This window comes from Cellulomonas avistercoris, from assembly GCF_014836445.1.
Classification (GTDB): domain Bacteria; phylum Actinomycetota; class Actinomycetes; order Actinomycetales; family Cellulomonadaceae; genus Cellulomonas; species Cellulomonas avistercoris.
In genome coordinates this window covers 94,176-115,387 of sequence record NZ_JACSQV010000008.1, presented here as the reverse complement: position 1 = coordinate 115,387, position 21,212 = coordinate 94,176, and the positions used below count along the sequence as shown (strand labels likewise).

12 protein-coding genes and 1 pseudogene are annotated in these 21,212 nt (G+C 74.2%); 8 read left to right on the top strand and 5 right to left on the bottom strand.

Features of this window, described 5'->3' with window-relative positions; genetic code table 11:
- Positions 1 to 172: 172 nt before the first annotated feature.
- Positions 173 to 313, bottom strand: a pseudogene (locus H9657_RS19395) (RNA polymerase subunit sigma-24); the annotation flags it as partial.
- Positions 314 to 505: 192 nt separating this feature from the next.
- Between H9657_RS19395 and H9657_RS10775 the strand changes: the two are divergent.
- Both H9657_RS10775 and H9657_RS10770 read left to right on the top strand, forming a co-directional pair.
- Positions 506 to 1,816 carry an MFS transporter gene (locus tag H9657_RS10775; protein ID WP_191783224.1) on the top strand — a complete coding sequence of 437 codons (1,311 nt, stop codon included), beginning with the start codon at positions 506 to 508 and terminating at the stop codon, positions 1,814 to 1,816.
- Complete coding sequence (locus H9657_RS10770) at positions 1,813 to 3,549, top strand: SpoIIE family protein phosphatase (protein WP_191783223.1); 1,737 nt, start codon at positions 1,813 to 1,815, stop codon at positions 3,547 to 3,549. The genes H9657_RS10775 and H9657_RS10770 overlap by 4 nt, the downstream gene beginning before the upstream one ends.
- 4 nt (positions 3,550 to 3,553) lie before the next feature.
- Here H9657_RS10770 and H9657_RS10765 read toward each other — a convergent pair whose 3' ends face one another.
- A complete protein-coding gene (locus tag H9657_RS10765) occupies positions 3,554 to 5,095 on the bottom strand; it encodes a CCA tRNA nucleotidyltransferase (RefSeq protein WP_191783221.1) in 1,542 nt (513 codons plus the stop codon).
- 142 nt (positions 5,096 to 5,237) lie between these two features.
- Here H9657_RS10765 and H9657_RS10760 point away from each other — a divergent pair, with 142 nt between their 5' ends.
- From H9657_RS10760 to trxA, 6 genes are all read left to right on the top strand, one after another.
- A complete protein-coding gene (locus tag H9657_RS10760; protein WP_191783219.1) occupies positions 5,238 to 5,786 on the top strand; it encodes an NUDIX hydrolase in 549 nt (182 codons plus the stop codon).
- On the top strand, positions 5,786 to 7,969 hold the full coding sequence (locus H9657_RS10755) for a DUF6049 family protein (protein WP_191783217.1): 2,184 nt from the start codon (positions 5,786 to 5,788) through the stop codon (positions 7,967 to 7,969). Before H9657_RS10760 ends, H9657_RS10755 begins: the two co-directional genes overlap by 1 nt.
- Positions 7,966 to 9,693, top strand: coding sequence for a murein biosynthesis integral membrane protein MurJ (gene murJ, locus H9657_RS10750; RefSeq protein ID WP_191783215.1), 1,728 nt, complete (start codon positions 7,966 to 7,968; stop codon positions 9,691 to 9,693). Before H9657_RS10755 ends, murJ begins: the two co-directional genes overlap by 4 nt.
- A gap of 76 nt (positions 9,694 to 9,769) precedes the next feature.
- Positions 9,770 to 11,569, top strand: a complete 1,800-nt coding sequence (locus H9657_RS10745) for a protein kinase family protein (protein WP_191783213.1) — start codon at positions 9,770 to 9,772, stop codon at positions 11,567 to 11,569.
- A 142-nt stretch (positions 11,570 to 11,711) separates the two neighbouring features.
- The gene (trxB, locus tag H9657_RS10740; RefSeq protein ID WP_191783211.1) at positions 11,712 to 12,752 is read left to right on the top strand and encodes a thioredoxin-disulfide reductase; all 1,041 of its coding nucleotides are present in this window, start codon (positions 11,712 to 11,714) and stop codon (positions 12,750 to 12,752) included.
- Positions 12,749 to 13,096 (top strand): thioredoxin, encoded by a 348-nt coding sequence (gene trxA / locus H9657_RS10735; RefSeq protein ID WP_191783209.1) that lies wholly within the window; start codon positions 12,749 to 12,751, stop codon positions 13,094 to 13,096. The genes trxB and trxA overlap by 4 nt, the downstream gene beginning before the upstream one ends.
- Positions 13,097 to 13,382: 286 nt before the next feature.
- Here trxA and H9657_RS10730 read toward each other — a convergent pair whose 3' ends face one another.
- From H9657_RS10730 to rsmG, 3 genes are all read right to left on the bottom strand, one after another.
- Positions 13,383 to 14,573: a ParB/RepB/Spo0J family partition protein gene (locus tag H9657_RS10730; RefSeq protein WP_191783207.1), complete on the bottom strand. Its 1,191-nt coding sequence runs from the start codon at positions 14,571 to 14,573 to the stop codon at positions 13,383 to 13,385.
- Positions 14,570 to 15,619, bottom strand: coding sequence for a ParA family protein (locus tag H9657_RS10725; RefSeq protein WP_404813154.1), 1,050 nt, complete (start codon positions 15,617 to 15,619; stop codon positions 14,570 to 14,572). Before H9657_RS10725 ends, H9657_RS10730 begins: the two co-directional genes overlap by 4 nt.
- Positions 15,620 to 16,907: 1,288 nt before the next feature.
- Entirely contained in the window at positions 16,908 to 17,555 is a 648-nt protein-coding gene (gene rsmG / locus H9657_RS10720) for a 16S rRNA (guanine(527)-N(7))-methyltransferase RsmG (RefSeq protein WP_191783203.1), read from the bottom strand.
- Positions 17,556 to 21,212 lie beyond the last annotated feature (3,657 nt).

The following is a 21,212-nucleotide window of genomic DNA, read 5'->3' as shown; positions in this document are numbered from 1 at the left end:
CTGCTGCGCCGACAGGCGACCCAGCGGCGGCCACGTCGGCGTCCAGCAGGTCCGAGCGCAGCTCGCCCGACTCGGGCGTCGCGTGCGCCAGCCGCACCACCGCGGCCCGCTCGCGTCCACCGCTGCGGACCCGGTCGAGGAACCGCGACGCGATCGCGCGCCGCACGTACGCCTCGGCCTGCGGGACCGACGCGAACGTCGCCCTGGCCGTGAACGTGCTGACCAGCGCGTCGTGCACGACGTCCTGCGCGAGCGTGCGGTCACCCGTCAGGACCGTCGCGTACGCGACCAGGGCGCCGTACCGCTCGGCCACGAGCCGGTCGAGCGCCGGCGCCCACCCCCGGCTCACGTGCTGCCTGCCATCGTCGTCACCCTCCGCCACCGGACGTCTTCACCGCTACAACGCCGCAGGCCCGCGCGCGGTTGTGGCGTCATACGGAGCACCCTGCCCGCCGGGTCGGGGGTTCCCCGACGCCCGGTACGGCCTGGGACGTAACCTTGGCAGGTGCAGGTGATCTCCGACCTCCGGGCGCTCTGGCCCCTGACCGGCTTCCGGCGGCTCTTCGCCGTGCGCCTGGTCAGCCAGGCGTCCGACGGCATGTTCCAGATCGGGCTCGCCACCCTCTTCTTCTTCTCGCCCGAGAACGCGTCGACCGCCACGGGTGTCGCGGCCGCGTTCGCGGTGCTGCTGCTGCCGTTCACGATCGTCGGGCCGTGGGCCGGGGTGCTGCTGGACCGCTGGCGGCGCCGGCAGGTGCTCCTCTACGGCAACCTCGTCCGCGTCGGCCTCACCCTCGTCATCGCGGCGATCATGCTGACGAGCGGCGTCGGCCCGGCCGTGTACGTGCTGGCGCTGGTGACGCTGTCCGTCAACCGGTTCCTGCTCGCCGCGCTGTCGGCGTCGCTGCCCAAGGTCGTCGACGGGCCGCTGCTGCTGACCGCGAACTCGCTGACCCCGACGCTGGGCGCCGCCGCTGCGGGCCTGGGCGGTGCCCTGGGCTTCGCGCTCGGGCTGCTGCTGCCCACGGGCCGGGTGCGGGACGCGATCTCGCTGGTCGTCGCGGCTGCCGTCATGGCGTGCGCGTCGGGCCTGGCCACGCGCCTGGCACCCGACCAGCTCGGCCCCGACGAGCGCACGCCCGCCTCCCACGTCCGCCGGGCCCTCGGGGACCTCGCGCGCGGGCTCGTCGCCGGGGGTCGCTACCTCGCCGCGCGCCGGACCCCCGCGTACGCGCTGGGGATCATGGCGCTGCACCGTTTCTGCTACGGCGCGGTGTTCATCGCGAGCATCCTCATCTCCCGCAACCTGCTGTCCGACCCCACCGACGTCGAGGCGGGTCTCGCGACGTTCGGCACGGTGCTCGCCGCGAGCGCCGTCGGGTTCGCCCTCGCGGTCGTGCTGACGCCCGTGCTGAGCCCGCGCGTCGGGCCGCACGTGTGGGTGGTGCTGTGCCTGCTGCTCGCGGTGGTCAGCCAGCTCGTCCTCGTCGTGACGGTGTCGCTGCCCGCCGTGCTCGCCGCGGGCGGCGCGCTGGGGCTGGCGGCGCAGGGCGCGAAGATCGCGGTCGACACGATCGTGCAGCGCGACACCGCCGACGCCTACCGGGGCCGTGCGTTCTCGCTGTACGACGTCATGTACAACGCCGCGTTCGTCGGCGCGGCGGCGCTCGCGGCCGTCGCGCTGCCGGACACGGGCTGGTCGCCGCCGCTGTTCGCGGTGCTGGCGGGGGTCTACCTCGCCGGGGCCGTGGTGTTCGCGCGCAGCCCTCGCACCCCCGCACCGGTCGACGCACCGCCTGCCGGGGTCCCCGCATGACGGAGACGATCCGGCCCGACGACGCCCGCCACGCCGTCGGGGGTGACACGCCGCTGCCCGACGAGCTGCTCACCGAGCAGCTCGCGCGCGCGATCCTCGAGGCCGGCCCGCTGGCCATGACGGTGTCCGACCCGCGGCAGCCGGGCGACCCCGTGGTGTGGGCCAACCGGGCGTTCACGTCACTGACGGGGTACACGGCCGAGGAGGTCCGCGGCCGCAACTGCCGATTCCTGCAGTGCGAGGACACCGACCGGGACGTCGTGCACCGGCTGCGGGCCGCCCTCGAGCGCGGGGACGACGTGCAGGAGCTGCTGCTCAACGTCCGCAAGGACGGCTCGCCGTTCTGGAACCAGCTCGCGATCACCCAGCTGCGCGACGAGACCGGGCAGGTCACGCACCGTGTCGGGGTGCAGGTCGACGTCACGGCGGAGGCCGACGGCGAGGCCGCCCGCACGCTCGAGCTCTCGCTCATGCACCGCACCGCGGACCGGCTCGAGCTGCTCGCCCGCGTGGGCGAGGAGCTGTCGCGGCACCTGGAGTACGGCGACGCGGTCGACGCGCTGGCGGACCTGGTGGTGCCGCGGCTCGCGACGTGGGGGTTCGTCGCGATGATGTCGGAGACCGGGCACGTCGAGCGGCTGCACGTCGTGACGTCGGACCCCGAGCACAGGGCCGTCGCGCACGCGCTGGGGACCCAGGGCACGATGTGGCTGACCAGCTCGCCGCGCGTCGCCGCGACGCTCGCGGCGGGCGCCAACCACGTCCCCATGCCGATGGCCGTGGACGTCGACTCGCTGCCGGCCCGCACGACGCCGGCCGAGCTGCGCCTGCTGCAGACGCTCGGGCTGGGCAGCGCCCTGCTCGTGCCGCTCACGGGCCGCGACCGCGTCCTGGGCGTGCTGTGCCTCGTGCACCGCGACCACGACGGCTTCGACCGCGAGATCGTCGTGACCGCCGCGCACCTGGGCCGCCGGGCGGGCGTGCTGCTGGAGAACGTGCGCCTGTACCTGGCGGAGCGGGACGCGGCCCTGACGCTGCAGCACAGCCTGCTGCCGGTGCTCGGCGACGTCGGCGGCCTGGACGTGGCCGCGTCGTACCTGCCGTCCGGGCGGCGCGCCGAGGTCGGCGGCGACTGGTTCGACGCGTTCGTGCTGCCCGACGGCGCGGTGAGCCTCGCCGTCGGTGACGTCGTCGGCCACGACCTGCGGGCCGCGGCGTCGATGGGTCAGCTCCGGTCGCTGCTGCGCGCGTCGGTGTGGCGCGGTGACCGGCCGGGCGAGGCGCTCGAGCGGCTCGACGGGCTCGTGCGCGCGCTGGACGTCGCGGACGTCGCCACGTGCGTGCTGGTCCGCTGGGAGCGCACCGCGGCGGGCGCGCACCTGACGTGGGCCAGCGCAGGGCACCCCCCGGGCCTGGTGCGGCTGCCCGGGGGCGAGGTCCACGGCCTCGACGGTGCCCGCAGCACCCCCGTGGGACTGCCGCCCGTGCGGCCGGGGACCGTCCCGGAGGCGTCCGCCGACGTGCCGCACGGCGCCGTCCTCGTCCTGTACTCCGACGGTCTGGTCGAACGGCGCGACCGCGGCCTGCGCGAGGGCATCGCGGCGCTGTCCGACGCCCTCGCGGGTGTGCCGGACGACGCGAGCGCGACGCAGGTGTGCGACGCGCTCACCGCCGCCCTGGTCGACGAGCACCAGGAGGACGACGTGTGCCTGCTGGTGGTGCGGGTCGACTGAGGCGTCAGGCCCCGCGCGCCGCCCACCACTCCAGCAGCACCTCGCGCGCGCGCTCCTCGCCCAGCGGCCCGTGCTCCATCCGCTGCTCCAGCAGGTACCGGTACGCCTCGCCGACGTCACGCCCGGGCCGGATGCCCAGGATCTCCATGATCTGCGTGCCGTCGAGGTCGGGCCGGATCGACGCGAGCTCCTCGGCCTCGCGCAGCGTCGCGATGCGCTGCTCGAGGTCGTCGTACGCGGCCTTGAGCCGGGCGGCCTTGCGCTGGTTGCGGGTCGTGGAGTCGGAGCGCGTCAGGCGGTGCAGGCGCTCGAGCAGCGGTCCGGCGTCGGTGACGTAGCGGCGCACCGCGGAGTCGGTCCACTCCCCCTCGCCGTAGCCGTGGAACCGCAGGTGCAGCTCGGTGAGGCGCGCGACGTCGTTCACCGTCTGCTTGTCGAAGCGCAGGGCCTTGAGCCGCTTCGACGCGAGCTTGGCGCCGACGACCTCGTGGTGGTGGAAGCTGACGCCGCCGCCCTCCTCGAACCGTCGCGTGCGGGGCTTGCCGATGTCGTGCAGCAGCGCCGCCAGGCGCAGCACCAGGTCGGGGCCGGGCACCGCGCCGTCCGGCCCGGTCTCCAGCGCGATCGCCTTCTCCAGGACCATCAGCGTGTGCTGGTAGACGTCCTTGTGGCGGTGGTGCTCGTCGATCTCCAGGCGCAGGGCCGGCAGCTCCGGCAGGACGTGGTCGGCCAGGCCGGTCTCGACCAGCACCTCGAGCCCCGCGCGCGGGTGGGGCGCGAGCAGCAGCTTCGTCAGCTCGTCGCGGACGCGCTCCGCGGACACGATCTCGATGCGCGGGGCCATGTCGACGATGGCCGCGCGGGCGTCGTCGTCGAGCCGGAACCCCAGCTGCGCGACGAACCGCGCGGCCCGCATCATCCGCAACGGGTCGTCGTCGAACGACCGGCGCGGGTCGATGGGCGTGCGCAGGACGCCCGCCGCGAGGTCCGCGAGGCCGTCGAACGGGTCGACGAACACCAGGTCCGGCACGCGCACCGCCATCGCGTTGACCGTGAAGTCACGGCGCGACAGGTCGCCCTCGAGGGTGTCGCCGAACTCCACGAGCGGCTTGCGGGACGTCGGGTCGTACGCGTCGGTGCGGTACGTCGTCACCTCGACGACGACGTCCTGCGAGCCGGGCCCGCGGCGGCCGGCGAACCGGCGGGCGCCGACCGTGCCGAACTCGCGCCCGATGTCCCAGTGCGCGTCGCCCCACGCGGCGATGAGCGGCTCGGCCTCGTCCGGGGTCGCGGGCGTCGTCAGGTCCAGGTCGTTGCTCGCCCGCCCCAGGAACGCGTCGCGCACGGGCCCGCCGACGAGCGCGAGGTCGTACCCCGCCGCGCGGAAGCGCTGACCCAGGTCGATCGCGTCGGGCGCCATGACCGCGAGGGACTCCAGGGCGCGGCGGCGCAGCTGCTGCACGGCCGCCGGGTCGGGCCCGTCGACGGGCGGCCCGACGGGCTGGTCGGTCGTGGCGTCGGTCGGTTCTGCAGGCAGGTCGGGCACCGGACAAGCGTGCCAGAGGTCGCACCCGTGCCGTCGCGTCGTGGCGCCGTGCTGACGCGCGGATGACCCGTTCGTGGCCAGGACGTGACGTGGCGGGGACGCTCGCACGGAACCATCCATGACTAGTCGTTACAGTGTCGGCATGTCCACCGCTGCCGTTCCGTCCGGTCCCGGGCGCGTGCCGGCACCGCCGGGTGGGCACCCCCTGCGGATCGACCCCACGCGTGCCCACGCCCGCACGCACGCCGTGGCGCTGCCGGTGGTGGACGAGACGTCGGCGGGCGGGCTCGTCGTCGCGCGTCAGGACGGTCACTACGCCGCCGCCGTCATCGCCCGCCGCAACCGTGCCGGACGCCTCGAGTGGTGCCTGCCCAAGGGGCACCTCGAGGGCGACGAGACGCCCGAGGAGGCCGCCGTCCGCGAGATCGCGGAGGAGACCGGCATCACCGGGCAGGTCCTGCGACGTCTGGGCGTCATCGACTACTGGTTCTCGGGTGACGAGCACCGCGTGCACAAGGTCGTGCACCACTTCCTGCTCGGCGCGCTGCACGGCGACCTGACCGTGGAGAACGACCCCGACCGTGAGGCCGAGGAGGTCGAGTGGGTGCGGGTCGTCGACCTGCCCGACCGCCTGGCCTACCCCAACGAGCGTCGCCTGGCCGGGATGGCGCTCGGGGTCCTCGACGACTGATGGGCGCACGCGTCCGCGGTCCGGTCACGCCGCGCCGGTCCGTGAGCCCGCGCCGGGCCGCGAGCAGCGTCCTGCTCGCCGCGCTCGTGACGCTGCTCGGGCTCGGCGCGCTCGTCGCACCGGCGGCGTCCGCCGCGCCCGCGCCGTCGAGCCTCACGACACCGGCACCGGCCCCGACGCGGGACGACGCGCTGCCCGTGCGCGTCCAGATCACCGAGGTGAGCCCCGCGGTGCTGCGGCCCGGGGAGGACCTCGTCGTCACCGCGCGGCTCACCAACACCTCCGCCGAGGAGGTCGTCGACCCGCGCGTCCTCGTCCACCTCGAACGGATCCGCCCCGGCAGCCGGGCCGACCTCCAGGTGTGGCTCGACGAGCCCGTCACGGGGCAGCGCGTCGGCAACCGCGTCGCGCAGGCGACCACCGAGGCGGCGCTGGCGCCCGGCGCCTCCGTCGACGTCACGGTGACGGCCCCGGCGGACAGCATCGGGCTGCTCGACCGGCCCGACACGTGGGGTGCCCGCGGGCTGGCGGTCCAGGCGGTCGCGGGCGGTCAGCGCGTCGGGCTGCAGCGCTCGTTCGTGCTGTGGGCCACCGAGAGCGACGACGTGCCGCAGGCGCGGGTCTCCGTCCTGGCGCCCGTCGTCGGGCCCGCCGCCGTGCCCGCAGACCTCGACGTGACCGCGCCCGGGCCGACGCTGGGCGAGCTCGTGCAGCCCGGGGGGCGGCTCGACTCGATGCTCGCGATCGCACGCACGAGCCCCGACGTGGCGCTCATGGTCGACCCCGCGGTCCTCGCGAGCGCCCGTGCCGGCACCGACGCGACGGCCGCCTGGGCGGGCGACCTCGCCGCGGTCGCCGTCGGCCGTGACGTCGTCGCGCTGCCCTGGTCGGACCCCGACCTCACCGCGCTGGCGCACGCCGCCGCCCCCGGCCTGCTCGACGTGGCCGTCCAGACGTCCGCGACCGCCGTCACCACGGCCGTCGACGGCGGGCGGCCGCTGTCCGCCCGCACCGACGTCCTGTGGGCGCCGGGGCCGGTGACCGACCAGTCCACGATCGACCTCGCCGCGCAGTCCGGCGCGTCGGTGCTGGTCCTGTCGCCCGACGACCTGCCCGAGGACGTCGAGGCCGCCGGGGCGCGCAGCGAGCTCACGTCGAGCGCCGGCACGATCGCGGGGCTCGTGCCCGACGCGACCCTCACGACGCTGCTCGCCGACCCCGCCGAGCTCGTGCCGGACCCCACCGACGCGACCGTCGTGCAGCGCGTCCTGGCCGAGCTGTCGGTGCTCGCACGCAGCTCGGACCAGGGGCTGCAGCACGTCCTGATCGCCCTGCCGCGCGACGCCGACCCCGACGCCGAGCTCGTCGAGGCCGTCCTGGCGGCCGTGCAGGGTGCGCCGTGGTCGCGCACCGCTCCCCTCACGGCGCTGCTGGGCGCACGCGGCGCGACCGACGAGGCCGACGCACCGCCCGCGACCGTCGACGTCCCCGCCGCGCTCGCCCCGGCGCAGGTGGACCGGCTCGTGGCCGCGCGCGACGCGACCGTGGCCTTCGCGACCGTCACCGAGGACGCCGGACCGCTGCTCGCGGGCGTCGACGCCGCGGTGCTCGCGCCCCTGGCGACGGCGTGGCGCGAGGAGCCCACGGTCCGTGCCGGGCTGGTCGACGCCGTGGTCGAGGCCGTCGACGCCCGTCGCGTCGGCCTGACCCTGGCCCGCACGAGCGCGCAGTACCTCGTCAGCGCCAACAACACCGTCCGCTTCTCGGTCCGCAACGACCTGCCCGCCGACGCGGCGGTGCGCGTGCAGACCAAGCCGCGCAAGGCGTGCCTGCGGACCGAGCCGAGCGAGACCGTCGTCGTGCCCGCGGACGGCGAGGAGGTCGTGCCCGTCGCGGTGCACGCGATCGCCAACTGCGAGGTCGTCGTCGAGGCGGTCCTGACCAGCGCGGACGGCACCCCGCTCGCCGAGCCGGTCACCTTCGTCGTGCGCGCGTCCCCGACCATCGAGTCCGTCGGCACGGCCGTCGTGGGCGTGCTCCTGGCCGTGGGCCTCGTCCTGGGCGTCGGGCGCACGGTGCGACGCGGCCAGAGCGCACGGCGCGGCGCACGGCTCGTGCACGACGACGCCGGGACGCGGCCCCTGCCGGTCCTCGGCGGGACCCCCGAGGGGGACGACGCGTGAGCGGGAGCTCCGCGCCGCCGGGAGACCCGCAGGACGTGCCGGGAGGCCCGGGCGACCCCGTCGAGCCGCTGGGCGACGAGAGCGGCGCAGGCGACCGTCCCGCACCGCGCGACGGCGTGCGGCGGGGCGCCGCGCTCATGGCGAGCGGCACGGCCGTGTCGCGCGTCCTGGGGTTCCTGCGCGCCATGGTGCTCGCCGCCGCGATCGGCGGCACCGGCCAGGCGGCGGACGCGTTCTCCGTGGCCAACAAGCTGCCCAACGTCCTGTACATGCTGCTCGCCGGGGGCGTGCTCAACGCGGTGCTCGTGCCGCAGGTCGTGCGCGCCTACAAGCAGCACTCGGGCCAGGAGTACGTCGACCGCCTGCTGAGCTTCGGCTTCGCCCTGCTGGCCGGCGCCACGGTGGTCCTGACGCTGGCCGCGCCGCTGCTCGTGCGCGTGTACGCCGACCCGTGCAGCGACGCGCAGATCGCGCTCGCGACGACGTTCGCGTACTGGTGCATCCCGCAGCTGTTCTTCTACGGCGCGTACGCGCTGCTCGGCCAGGTGCTGAACGCGCGCGGCTCGTTCGGGCCGTACATGTGGGCGCCCGTCGTCAACAACATCGTGTCCATCGCCGGGTTCGGGCTGTTCATCGCGCTGTCCGGCCAGGTCCGCTCCGCCGAGGCGTGGACCGGCGGCCAGATCGCGCTGTTCGCCGGCGCCGCGACCGTCGGCGTCGCCAGCCAGGCGCTCGTCCTCGTGCCGTTCCTGCGCCGCGCGGGCGTCCGGTACCGGTGGCGGTGGGGTCTGCGCGGGTCCGGCCTGGGCCGCGCGGGCAAGGTCGCGACGTGGACGTTCGTCGGCCTGGCCGTCGGCCAGCTCGGCTACGTCGTGGTGTCCCGCGTCGCGTCGGCCGCACCGGGCGCGCAGTGCGACCCGACCAGCGAGATCGCCGGCAACGCCGCGTACGACTACGCGTTCATGCTGTTCATGCTGCCGCACTCGCTGGTCACGGTGTCGCTCGCGACCGCGCTGTTCACGCGCCTGTCGTCGCAGGCGCACGACGGCGACGTCGACGGGGTCCGGCGGAGCCTGTCGTCGGGCATGCGCGTCGTGGGCCTGTTCACGATGCTCGCCGGTGCGGGTCTCGTCGTGCTGGCCGGCCCGGTCGTGCGGCTCCTGCTGCCCGGGCAGCCGCAGGGATCGGTCGACGCGATCGCCGGGGTCCTGGTCGCGATGGCCGTCGGCCTGCCCGCGTTCGGCGCCTGGTCGATGTGCCAGCGGGTGTACTACGCGTACGAGGACGCCCGGTCGATGGTGCCCGTGCAGGTCGCCATGGCGGCCGTCGTGGTGGGGGGCACGCTGCTCGGGCGGGCCGTGCTGCCGAACAGCTCCTGGGTCGCCGGTGCCGGGCTGTCCATGAGCGTGTCGTACGTCCTGGGCACGGTGCTCGCGCTGCGGACGCTGCGGGGCCGGCTCGCCGGGCGGGTGGACGGCGCGCACGTCCTGCGCACGCACGCGCGCGCCGGGCTGGCGGCGCTGGCGGCGACGGGCGTGGGGCTCGTGACGCGGCTCGCGCTCCAGACGTACGGCACCGGCGGCGTCGCGGGGGCGCTCCTGCAGTGCGCGGTCGTCGGGACGGTGATGACCCTGGTGTACCTCGGGGGCCTGCGGCTGCTGCGCGTGGGAGAGCTGGACCAGCTGCTCGGGCCCGTGCTGCGGCGGCTGCGGGGGCGGCGCTGACCGCGGGACGTCTAGCATGCACACGTGACCTGCGATCGCAGGTCCGTCGGTCGGGGGCGGGTACGGAGGTGGCACGGTGACGGAAGAGGTCGGCCGGGGCACGGTGCTCGCCGGGCGCTACCGGGTCGTCGACCCGTTGCCGTCGGACCTCGACGACGTGTCCGTGTGGCGTGCCACCGACCAGATCCTCGACCGTCCCGTGCGCGTGCGCGTCCTGCAGTCCGGTGCCGTCGCCCCGGCGCTCGACGCGGCCCGGCGCGCCGCCCTCGTCACCGACTCGCGCCTCGTGCGCGTGCTCGACGTGGGCATGCACGGGGGCGTCGGGTACGTGGTGTCCGAGCAGATCACGGGCGCGTCGCTCGCCCAGCTGGTCGAGCGCGGCGCCCTGACGGCCGACCAGGCCCGGGCGGTCGTCGGGGAGGCTGCCGCCGCCCTCGAGGTCGCACGCCGCCGCGGTGTGCACCACCTGGCGCTGCGTCCCTCGGTGGTCCACGTGTCGGCCGACGGCCGCGTGCTGGTGTCGGGTCTCGCGATCGACGCGGCGCTGCTGGGCACCGCCCAGGCCGACTCCCAGGCGACGAGCCGCACCGACGCGGTCGACCTCGTCCGGCTGCTGTACACGGGCCTGACGGGTCGCTGGCCCGCAGGCCGCGACGACGTCCGCACGACGAGCGTGCCCGCGGCGCCGATGCTCGACGGTGCTCCCGTGCCGCCGGGTGAGATCGCCCCGGGCGTCCCCAACGACCTCGACACCCTGTGCTCCGTGACCCTCGGCCCGCACGAGGACGGTCCGCACTCCCCCGGTGACGTCGTGCACGAGCTCGAGCCCTGGGGTGAGATCCGGATCGGTCGTGCGGCGGACGACACCGACGGTCAGGGTGGCGCGGTCGCCGCAGCTGCCGCTGCCGCGGGTGCCGCTGCCGCCGTGGCCGGGGACGAGCCCGAGCGGCCTGCCGCACCCGTGCGCGTCGCCCGGCAGTCCGTCCGCTCGGCGTTCGACGAGCTGCCGGCGGGGACGCCGCGTCCCGGGACGCCGCCGCCCGCCGTGCCGACGCGCGGCCCCGGCGGACGCGTGGAGCGCACCGGGGTGCTGCCGGTGGGCGCCCCTGCGGCGCCTACGACGCCGCTGAGCCCCGCCGCGCTGCCGCCGCTCGCGCGCGAGCCGGAGACGGACCTGTGGGACGACGGCGGCAGCTTCGCCGACGACCCGTTCGCGTTCGTCGAGGACGAGGAGGCCCGCCGCCGGTTCGACCCGACCGCGCTGGTCCTCGTGCTCGTCGGTGTCGCCGTGCTCATCGGCCTGGTGTTCGCCGCGCGGTCGCTCTTCACCTCCCCGGTCGGGGAGCGGGAGCCGGCCACGGAGCAGACGGCGAGCCAGGAGCCCACCGACGCCGGGGAGGCCGCGCCGCCCGTCGCGGAGGAGCCGGCCGAGGAGGAGCCGCCGGCCGTGCCCCCGGTGATCGCGTCGATCCGGACGTTCGACCCGACCGACGCCGCAGGCGAGCGGGTGGAGAACGTCGACCTCGCGATCGACGGCGACCCCTCCACGTTCTGGTTCTCCTACACCTACAACCGGCCGGACTTCGGCGGGCTGAAGGAGGGCATGGGCCTCGAGCTCACGTTCGCCGAGGAGAGCACCGTCTCGGGCGTGACCCTCAACGTCAACGGCACCGGCGGCAACGTCGAGGTGCGCGCGACGAGCGGTGACACCCCGACCGACGGCCCGCTGCTCGCGTCGGGCACCCTGAGCCAGTCGACGGTCCTCACGTTCGCCGAGCCGGTGCAGACGTCGACGCTCGTCCTGTACTTCACCGAGCTGCCGACCAACGCCGCGGGCCAGTTCCGTGTCGAGGTCACGGAGGTCACGGTCTCCTGACGCGCGGCGCGCGGCACGGGGCGGTGGACGGCGTCCGCGGCAGGGAACAGAAGCGCTCTACGATCGGTTGGACGATCCAGATCCCGGGCCGCCGTGCGGCCCCGTCGCCCCGGCGACGTCGACCGACCCAGCGAGGCACCCTGTGACCGAACCTGCCGTGCAGTCCACCTCCAACGACGTGCGCGACCTCGTCGTCGTCGGTTCCGGACCTGCCGGGTACACCGCCGCCATCTACGCCGCGCGGGCCGGGCTGGCCCCTGTCGTGCTCGCCGGGTCCGTCACCGCCGGCGGCGCGCTGATGAACACGACCGAGGTCGAGAACTTCCCGGGCTTCCCGGACGGGATCCAGGGCCCCGAGCTCATGGACTCGATGCAGAAGCAGGCGGAGAAGTTCGGCGCCCAGGTGCTGTGGGACGACGCGACGTCCCTCGACCTGACCGGTGACATCAAGGTCATCACGACGGGTGGTGGCGAGGTCTTCCGCGCACGCGCCGTGATCCTGGCGACGGGATCGGCGTACCGCGAGCTCGGGCTCCCCGACGAGAAGCGCCTCTCGGGCCGCGGGGTCTCCTGGTGCGCCACGTGCGACGGGTTCTTCTTCCGCGACCAGGACATCCTCGTCGTCGGCGGCGGGGACTCCGCGGTCGAGGAGGCGACCTTCCTGTCGCGGTTCGGCAGGACCGTCACGATGGTCCACCGCCGCGACCAGCTCCGGGCCTCGAAGATCATGGCGGACCGGGCCGCAGCAGACCCGAAGATCTCGTTCGCGTGGAACTCGCAGGTCGTCGCGATCCACGGCGAGGAGAAGGTCACGGGCGTGACCCTGCAGGACACGGTGACGGGTGAGACGCGCCAGGTCGACGCGGGCGGCCTGTTCGTCGCGATCGGCCACGTGCCGCGCACCGAGCTGCTCATCGGCCAGGTGGACCTCGACGAGAACGGCTACGTGCAGGTCCAGGGCAGGTCGACGCGCACCAACCTCACGGGCGTCTTCGCATGCGGCGACGTGGTCGACCACACCTACCGGCAGGCGATCACCGCCGCCGGCTCCGGCTGTTCCGCTGCGCTCGACGCGCAGCACTACCTGGCAGGGCTCGCGGACGTCGGTGTGACGGACGTGGTCGACCCGGTCTCCCCCGGGTCGGCGCTGGTGGTCGACGAGAGCACGCAGGAGGCGCGATGAGCACGACGGACGTCACCGACCTGACCTTCGAGGCGGAGGTCCTGCGCAGCGAGGTCCCGGTCGTCGTGGACTTCTGGGCCGACTGGTGCGGACCGTGCCGGCTGGTCGGGCCGGTCATCGAGGAGCTCTCGGAGGAGTACGCGGGCCGGGTGAAGTTCGTGAAGGTCGACACCGAGGCGAACCCCGGCCTCTTCGAGGACTTCAAGGTCCAGTCGATCCCGTACATCGCGTTCTTCACCGGCGGCGAGATGGAGAACAGCCTCATCGGTGCGCGCCCCAAGGCCGTCCTCCGCGAGGCCGTCGAGGAGCTGCTCGCCGCGCAGGTCGACACAGCGCAGGGCTGACGCCCACCCGACCGACGTGACGGGCGGGTGCCCTTCACGTCGGTCGTCGTCTGCGTGGTGACGCAGCGGCGTCACGGCGTGGTTCGGGACGCGGAGCACCGGCCGGCCGGGCGCGGGTGACGTGATCGGGTCCCATCCGGGTCCCGTCGCCGTGCTCAGGCCCGGACCAGAGCCTCCACTGGCCGGGGAGGCCGGCCCGGGGAGCCGCTCCACGAGCTCTCGACGCGTTCTGACAAACTCCTGAGCCATGCTCACGACCGCTGTCGTCGGTCGATTCGCCCGGTCTTCAGCTCTTGAGGACGCCCGGGTCCTCCGGCGCGAGCGCGCCGAGGATCCGGTTGAGGTCCTGGACCGAGGCGAACTCGACCGTGAGCTTGCCGCGCGTCTTGCCCAGGTCGACCTTGACGCGGGTCTCGAACCGGTCGGAGAGCCGCGACGCGAGCTCGTCGAGCGCCTCGTTGCGGATACCCGCACGGGGTCGCTGCCGTCGGTTCGGGGCCGCCTCGTCGCCGCCGAGCGCCACGATCTCCTCGACCGCGCGGACCGACAGCCCCTCGGAGACGATGCGCTGCGCGAGCCGCTCGATCGCTGCTCCGTCACCGAGCCCGAGCAGGGCGCGTGCGTGGCCCGCCGAGAGCACCCCGGCAGCCACACGGCGCTGCACGAGAGGCGGCAGGCGCAGCAGCCGCAGCGTGTTCGAGATCTGCGGACGCGACCGGTGGATCCGGGTGGCGAGCTGTTCGTGGGTGCACCCGAAGTCGTCGAGCAGCTGCTGGTACGCCGCAGCCTCCTCGAGCGGGTTCAGCTGCGACCGGTGCAGGTTCTCCAGGAGCGCGTCGCGCAGGAGGTCGGAGTCCTCGGTCTCCCGGATGATCGCGGGGATCGCCGTCAGGCCGGCCTCCTGCGTGGCCCGCCACCGCCGCTCCCCCATGATCAGCTCGTAGCCGTCGTCGACGGCGCGCACCACGACCGGCTGGAGGACGCCCACCTCGCGGATCGAGCCGACGAGCTCGCTCAGCGCGTCCTCGTCGAACACGGTCCGCGGCTGACGGGGGTTCGGTCGGATCGATCCGACCGGGAGCTCGGCGAACCGGGCGCCGGGTACGGGGACCAGGCCGTCGATGTCGGTGACGTCGACCACGGGAGCGGGCGTCGACGCGGCGTCACCGCTCGCGTCGCCGTTCACGTCACCGCTCGCAGGGGTGTCCCCTGCGGCACCCCCGGAGGCCGGGCTCTCGGCGGGCGCAGCCGGTGCTGCCGCGTCCGGTGTCGTGGAGCTCTCAGCGGTCCCCTCGGCTGTGCCCGCAGCTGCGGTCACCGCCGCTGCCTCCGCCGCGGCGGCCTGGTCGGCTGCTGCCTTCACGGCATCCGGGAAGAACACGTCGACCGGTCGGTCGCCGGTGCTGCGCGGTGTGTCGAGACCGGTCGGGATGAGTGCTCCCAGACCACGGCCGAGACCGCGACGCTTCTCGCTCACTGGTCCTCCTGTGCAGAGCCGCCACGTGCCTGGGCGGTGGTGGGGGTGGTGGTGCTGAGGGCTGCCCGCTCGGCGAGCTCGCGTGCGGCCTCGAGGTACGCGAGCGCGCCCGACGAGCCGCCGTCGTAGGTCATGACGGTCTGGCCGTAGCTCGGCGCCTCGGAGATGCGGACGGAGCGCGGGACCGTCGTGCGCAGCGTGCGCTCCGGGAAGTGCGTCCGCACCTCCTGCGCCACCTGCTGCGCCAGGTTGGTCCGTGCGTCGTACATCGTCAGCAGGATCGTGGACACCGAGAGCCCCGGGTTCAGGTGCGCCTGGATCAGCTCGATCGTCTTGAGCAGCTGCGAGAGCCCCTCGAGCGCGTAGTACTCGCACTGGATCGGGATGAGCACCTCGCGCGCCACGACGAACGCGTTGACCGTCAGCAGCCCCAGGCTCGGAGGGCAGTCGACGAACACGTAGTCGATCTGGTCGAGGCCCTGTCGCGTCCGCCACTCGAAGTACCCGTCGAGGGCCGTCCGCAGACGCGTCTCGCGCGCCACCATCGAGACGAGCTCGATCTCGGCACCGGACAGGTCGATGGTGGCCGGCAGGCACCAGAGGCCCGGCACGTCCGGGCTCTCCTGGACCGCCTCGTGCATGGGGGCGGAGTCGACCAGCACCTCGTAGATCGACGGGGTCCCCGCGCGGTGGTCGATGCCGAGCGCGGTGGAGGCGTTCCCCTGCGGGTCGTTGTCGAGGACGAGCACCTGCAGTCCGGCCTGCGCGAGAGCGGCCGCCAGGTTGACCGTGGTCGTCGTCTTCCCGACCCCGCCCTTCTGGTTGGCGACCGTGATCACGCGCGTCCGCTCGGGGCGTGGGAACTTGCGTCCCCGCAGCTCGATGCGCCGACGGGCGTCGAGCTGCAGCTCAGCGAGCAGCGGTGTGTCCGCGGACGGCCGGGGCAGGCTGTCGACGAGCGCGGCGCGCCGTGCGTCGTCCTGGTCGCTGAGCGACGCGTCGCTCACATCGGTCGTCCGCCCCTGGGGGTCGGGCAGGTCCTCCACAGTCCCTCTCTCGTCCTCGTTCATCGTGTCAGCACTCGGGCCGCTGGTCTCTGCCTCGACGGCGGCCGACGGCGCACCGTCAGCAGCGCCGGCGGGTGCGGTCGCCTCTGCTGCGGGCGAGCTACCCGCGCCTGCCTGGTCCGTGACGGGGGGCGCGTCAGCATGCCACGGACGTGGTGCGCTCATGTCGACGGCGGAGACGGGTTGCGGCCGGCTCGAGCGGCGAGCACGCCCGTCTGCGCCCGCCTGCGCGTGCGCGGCGGCGCCCGGTGTGCTGGCCCCCGGAGCCTCGGTTTCACGTGGAACGGGGGTCCCCGCGCTTCCCACCGCGTCTCCCTGTCGCGAGTCGGCGTCCCGGGAGTCGGATGCCGTCGCGACGCCCGCCTCATCGGCCAGTGGCGCCGTTCCACGTGAAACCGGAACCGGTCCGGCGCCGCTCGTGTCGTCGCTCGACGGGCCGGTTCCACGTGAAACGGCCTGCTGAGGCTCGGAGGAGGCGTAGTCAGGAGTTGCTCCCCCGCCGGCCACCTGAGCGTCACCAGAGCCAGTACCGGACAGGTCATGACGGGCGTCCGTGGAGACGCCGTGGACCTGAGCTGGCGACGCCACGGCCGCGTGTGCGAGTGCACTCCCCGGGGCCTCGGTTTCACGTGGAACCGCATGTTCGCCTCCGCCGGCAGCGGCGCCGTGACGGCCTCGCTCCGGCGCGTCGTCCGCGGGAACGGTCATCGGCGTACCGCTTCGCGCCGCGTCCTGCTCACTTCCGCCGGCGGACGGGAACTGACGGGCTCCGTCGTTCGTCGTGGTGTCGCTCGCGGAACCTGCCGCGAGGTCCTGCGGCGTCCATCGAGGGACCGGACGATCCGTCGCCCTCGCCCCTGCCCCGTTCCCCGCCCCTGACGCGGCAACGGTCGTAACGGAGGTGGGGGCCGACGCGGGCCCCTCAAGGGGGTGCCCCGCATCGCGCGTCGCTGATGAGGACGTTGCGGGACCACGGCCGGCGTCGACAGGAACCGGGCCGGGCGCCGACATGGCGGTGGCGGGCCCCTCGGAGCGTGCGCCAGCGGGCTCCCGCTGGGGCGCTACCGCGGCGCCGAGAGGGCTGCTCGAACGACCGGGCGTCTCCCCACCATTCGGCGTGGCGCCATGGAAGGCGGGATCAGGGGCGACCCGTCCGGGACCGGCCCCCCCAGACGCGAGCACCGGGTCGGGGACCGCTCCGGCAGTGGACTGGATCGCCTCGGCGGCCGCTCGTTCTGCCGCCTCCCGCTCCTCACGGCGCTTCTTCCTACCGAACACGCGCACCTCTTCCTCGGACTGCTGACACGACCCGCGTGGGTTCGGTCCCGGCGATCGTCGTCACCTCGTGCACGCGACCATCGACGAGACCGAGCGACCGCATGACGCCCGCGGCGGACGCGAGCTCTTCCTCGGCCCTGGCGCCCTTCATGGCGAGGACGCTGCCGCCCGGCCGGACGAGTGGCACGGTCCACCGGTACAGCTTGTCCAGCGACGCCACTGCGCGAGCAGTGACGACGTCTGCCTCCACGGCTCCGTCCAGCTCCTGGGCCCGCGCGCGTCTGACCTCGACGTTCGTCAGGCCGGTGCGCTCGACGACGTCCTGGAGCCACGTGACGCGTCGCTCCATCGGCTCCACCAGCATCACCTGCGCCTGGGGCCGCATCGCCGCGATGACGATGCCAGGCAGGCCCGCGCCGGACCCGACGTCGACGATCAGCCCGTCCTCGGGGAGGAAGGGCACGACAGCCGCGGAGTTGAGCAGGTGCCGCTCCCAAAGGCGCGCGACCTCGCGAGGGCCGACCAACCCGCGGAGCTCCCCCTCCTCGGCAAGGAACGCGTGGAACGCCTCGACCGCGGGCCACGCATCACCGAAGAACGCCGGCAGACGCGGGTCCCCGTCCCAGGGGTCGGCCATCGCGTCGGACGCTGACTCAGCGCGTGGTCCGTCTGGCACTCGGTGGCTCCTGTTCCACGTGAAACGAGCCTGAGGCTCTGACGGGCATCGCCCCCATGCCCGCTTCGTTGCGGGGATACGCTACCCCGCCCGGCGTGGCCGAGGCCGTCCACCACGCGGCTGTGGATACCTCTGACACGCGGCGCGCGGCCCGGGCGCGCGGGCGCCAGACGCGCGAAGCGTGGCGACGTTGCCTACGCCGACGCGGGGCGCGTGCACGGCGGGCATGGGACGGGCCCTGCCGGATCCGAAGAAGTTACTCATCTCGGGTCGCGCGGCGTGCGGCGTGCCAGGCGAGCCGCGCCGACGGGAGGGCGGGCTGGCGGGCGGGCGGGCGGGCCAAGGTTGGCCTCCGCCGGCGTGGCCACCAACAGAGCGGTCCCCGACAGCGTGTCCCCCGACGGGGGTCGCCTCAGAAGGCGTGGCCGCGAAAGGGGGCGGCCGTGAACAACATGGCGAAGAAGAGTCCTGGGGCCCACCGCGCCGCCCCCACAGGGCTGGTGGCCGATAGCGCGGTCCCCCAGAGGGCTGGGAGCCCATCGCGTGGTCGCGGACCGACCGCCAACAGCATGGCGGGCCAGAGGGAGCGCGCAGGATCCTGACCGGACCGACGTGTGCCCTTCACGCCGCCAGAGTGGTCACGGGTCTGACAGGTCACCGCGGCGGCTGTCATGGGGACAGCAGCACCGGCCTCCCCGGCCACCCCGCGAGAAGGATGCCGTCCGAGCTCGGACGCATGTCACTCCCATCTCTGGCCCACGCGAACGAGCGTCTGACCTGCAGCCACCGGACCGACATCCGACCGCACCCCAGTGACCTCCGGCACCCCTCGCGTCGGTCGCGGAGACTGCCCTGCACATCACGCAGTCCGGTGAGCAACCTCGCTGGTCTGTCTCCGCGAACTCCTCCCGCCAGCGGACCGGTCTCTGGCCGTCGGCACATCGTTCCCGACGTCATGCGCGGGCGTCGCCGCGTGAGGGTCGGCCCAGAGGAGTTCGCCGGCCGAGGCGCCCGCCCACCGATGATGTCCAGCCCACCACGGCCGGACACTCTCGGCCTGACGGACCCGCCCCTCCGACGGCGATCAGTGAACGACGCCCGCATCGCGCGGCACACCGTTCCACGTGAAACGAGACGCGTCGACAGCCGCATCCCCGTCGGCCGGACCTTGGAGCGACAGGAGCGCCGACAGCCGTGGTCTCCGCAAGGCTGGCGACGGTCGCGCGGCGGCACCGCCGACTCAGTGAGCCGTGCCGGCGGCCCTCCGCTCAGGCGGCACGTGGTATCCGCCAGGGGCGCTGGTTCCACGTGGAACCAACCCCGGTCTGGCGATACTCGGACGTGCTCGCCGACTCGTCGTGGTTCACCGCGGATTCCTCGACGTACGCCAGGCCTCAGCCGGCGTGCTCGACGTACGCCAGGCCTCAGCCGGCGTGCTCGACGTACGCCAGGCCTCAGCCAGCGTGCTCGACGTACGCCAGGCCTCACCCAGCGTGCTCGACGTACGCCAGGCCTCAGCCAGCGTGCTCGACGTACGCCAGGCCTCAGCCGGCGTGCTGGAGGTACGTGAGGCCTCAGCCGGCGTGCTCGAGGTACGTGAGGCCTCAGCCGGCGCGCAGGCGGCGGACACGATGAAGAGGAGGGCGAGCGGACCGGCCAGCGCAACGATCACGGCGGGCCCCCGACGCGCGGGCCGTGAGGTGACCGAGGTGCAGGACCTCGGGTTGCTCGAGTGCCCGCCCGCACTACGTCCCGGCTCGACACTGGCCCCGTCCTCCCCCGTCCCGGTGCCGTACGGCTCACATCCAGGGTGCGGTCCCGGTCGAGCGCTCCGGTCTCCCACAGTCGTCGTGGTGGACGACCTTGCCCCCTGGGCCAGCGCATCACTGACACGGCCGACCGTCAGCGCTCAGGCACGTACAAGCAGCAGGGTCGCGATGATGCGACCCCTGTCCCTCTCCCGGCTGTCCGCCACTCGACCCGGTGCCCACACGGTCAAGTGAGACGAGAAGTGGCGAGCGGTCTTCCCCCCGCTTCGGCGCCGCGCGCCGCACGTCCAGGCGCACGGTGAGACGCGGCACCGATGGAGCCGCCGAAGCCGGCCGAGCGCGACACCGATGGAGCCGGCCGAGCGCGGCGCCTCAGTGCAAGGCGACGCGGGCATGCCCACACCGTCGCGGCCAGGCCGATCACCGCACAGCGGAACATCCCGCTAGCTGGCATCTGAGACCCGCTGGCGGCGTCGCGCTCGACCTGCGACCCCAGGCCACGACGGCGGTCTACCCGCCACCGGGCACATCGAGCTCGACGACACCGGCCACCCGGCCCTGGCCTGACGACTACGCAACGGAGCCCCCGGTGGCCGTCGCGGCCAGTCCGCTTGCCTCGCCGGCTCGATCTCGCAGCATGGCCGTCCTCGGCCCACGGACCACACGCGACGGACCACCGACCACCGACCACCGACCACTGAGCACTGAGCACTGAGCACTGCGCACTGAGCACTGACCACAGTCGCGCCCACGGACCACCGCCACCCGCACCCGTGCGGCCGCGTACTTCTCCTCGTCCCACGTCGCCCAGTCGTAGCCGAGCGGACCACCGGCGTCGTCGGAGTCCGGGCAGATGCCGGCGCGGACCTACGCGCGCCCACGACGACGAGCGGCCCGCCTTCCGACACCGTCCACCCCCTCCCGGACGCTGTGGGAGCCGTAGCTGAGACGCCTTGACGTGCAGCACCCCTGGAGCCCGGACCTGTACAAGTCCCGTCAACCACCTCTGGACCAGGCGGTCGGCGCAGGCTGCGGACCGGACCGCTGCGGGGGTTGGCTCTTTGCCGACACCACCGGACGCCTGAGGGCCGGACCCATCAGTCGATATGTGAGGACCTCCAGCGCTGGCCTGCCTGCGGTCGGTCTGAGGCCGAGTCCGTCGCCGGCGCACCGGCGGACGGACGGGCACTCCCCATCGGTGCCGAGGACGCAGCCTGTGCCACGGAGCCACGGAGCCACGGAGCCACGGAGCCACGGAGCCACGTGAAACAGCAGACGTCGGTGGATCCGGGCGCGGGCGGTCGCGGACGACGCCGGGGCGACTGGCAAGCGCACGTACGGCGGGTACCCCTGCGTCGGGATGACCAGTGGCTACCTCACCCCGCGTCCAGTAGACGGGCGCATCGCCCTCCTCGCCGAGGCCCTGTCGCCCGTCCGGCGCCGTAGGATCACCACTGCGAAAGGGCTGCGTCCCCGCCTACAGGTCCACGAGAAGCGCCGTCCCGTCGACCGGCCGGCACACGTCTCCTCACCGTCGACGGCGCCGCTGAGCTGGCGATGCGGCGGGGCACTGTCGCCAGTGACGCATCCGCGGCACAACGGGCCCCTCGCGGCACCGCTCGGCACCGTGCCCCGACCAGCGGAATTTCCGCCCCGTGTTCCGCTGGACCCTCGCTGGCGTGCGGCAAGGGGTGAGCGCCCTTTGGCTCCCCACGGTGCCCGCCCGATCCTGTTCCTCACCCGTGACGCGCCGGGTTCGCCTGCCCGGCGCGCACAGCGACGGAATGGTGTCCCCCACCGCCACCGCCCCGCATCGACGCGGGCGGGAGGCTCCGGGAACGCGTGACGC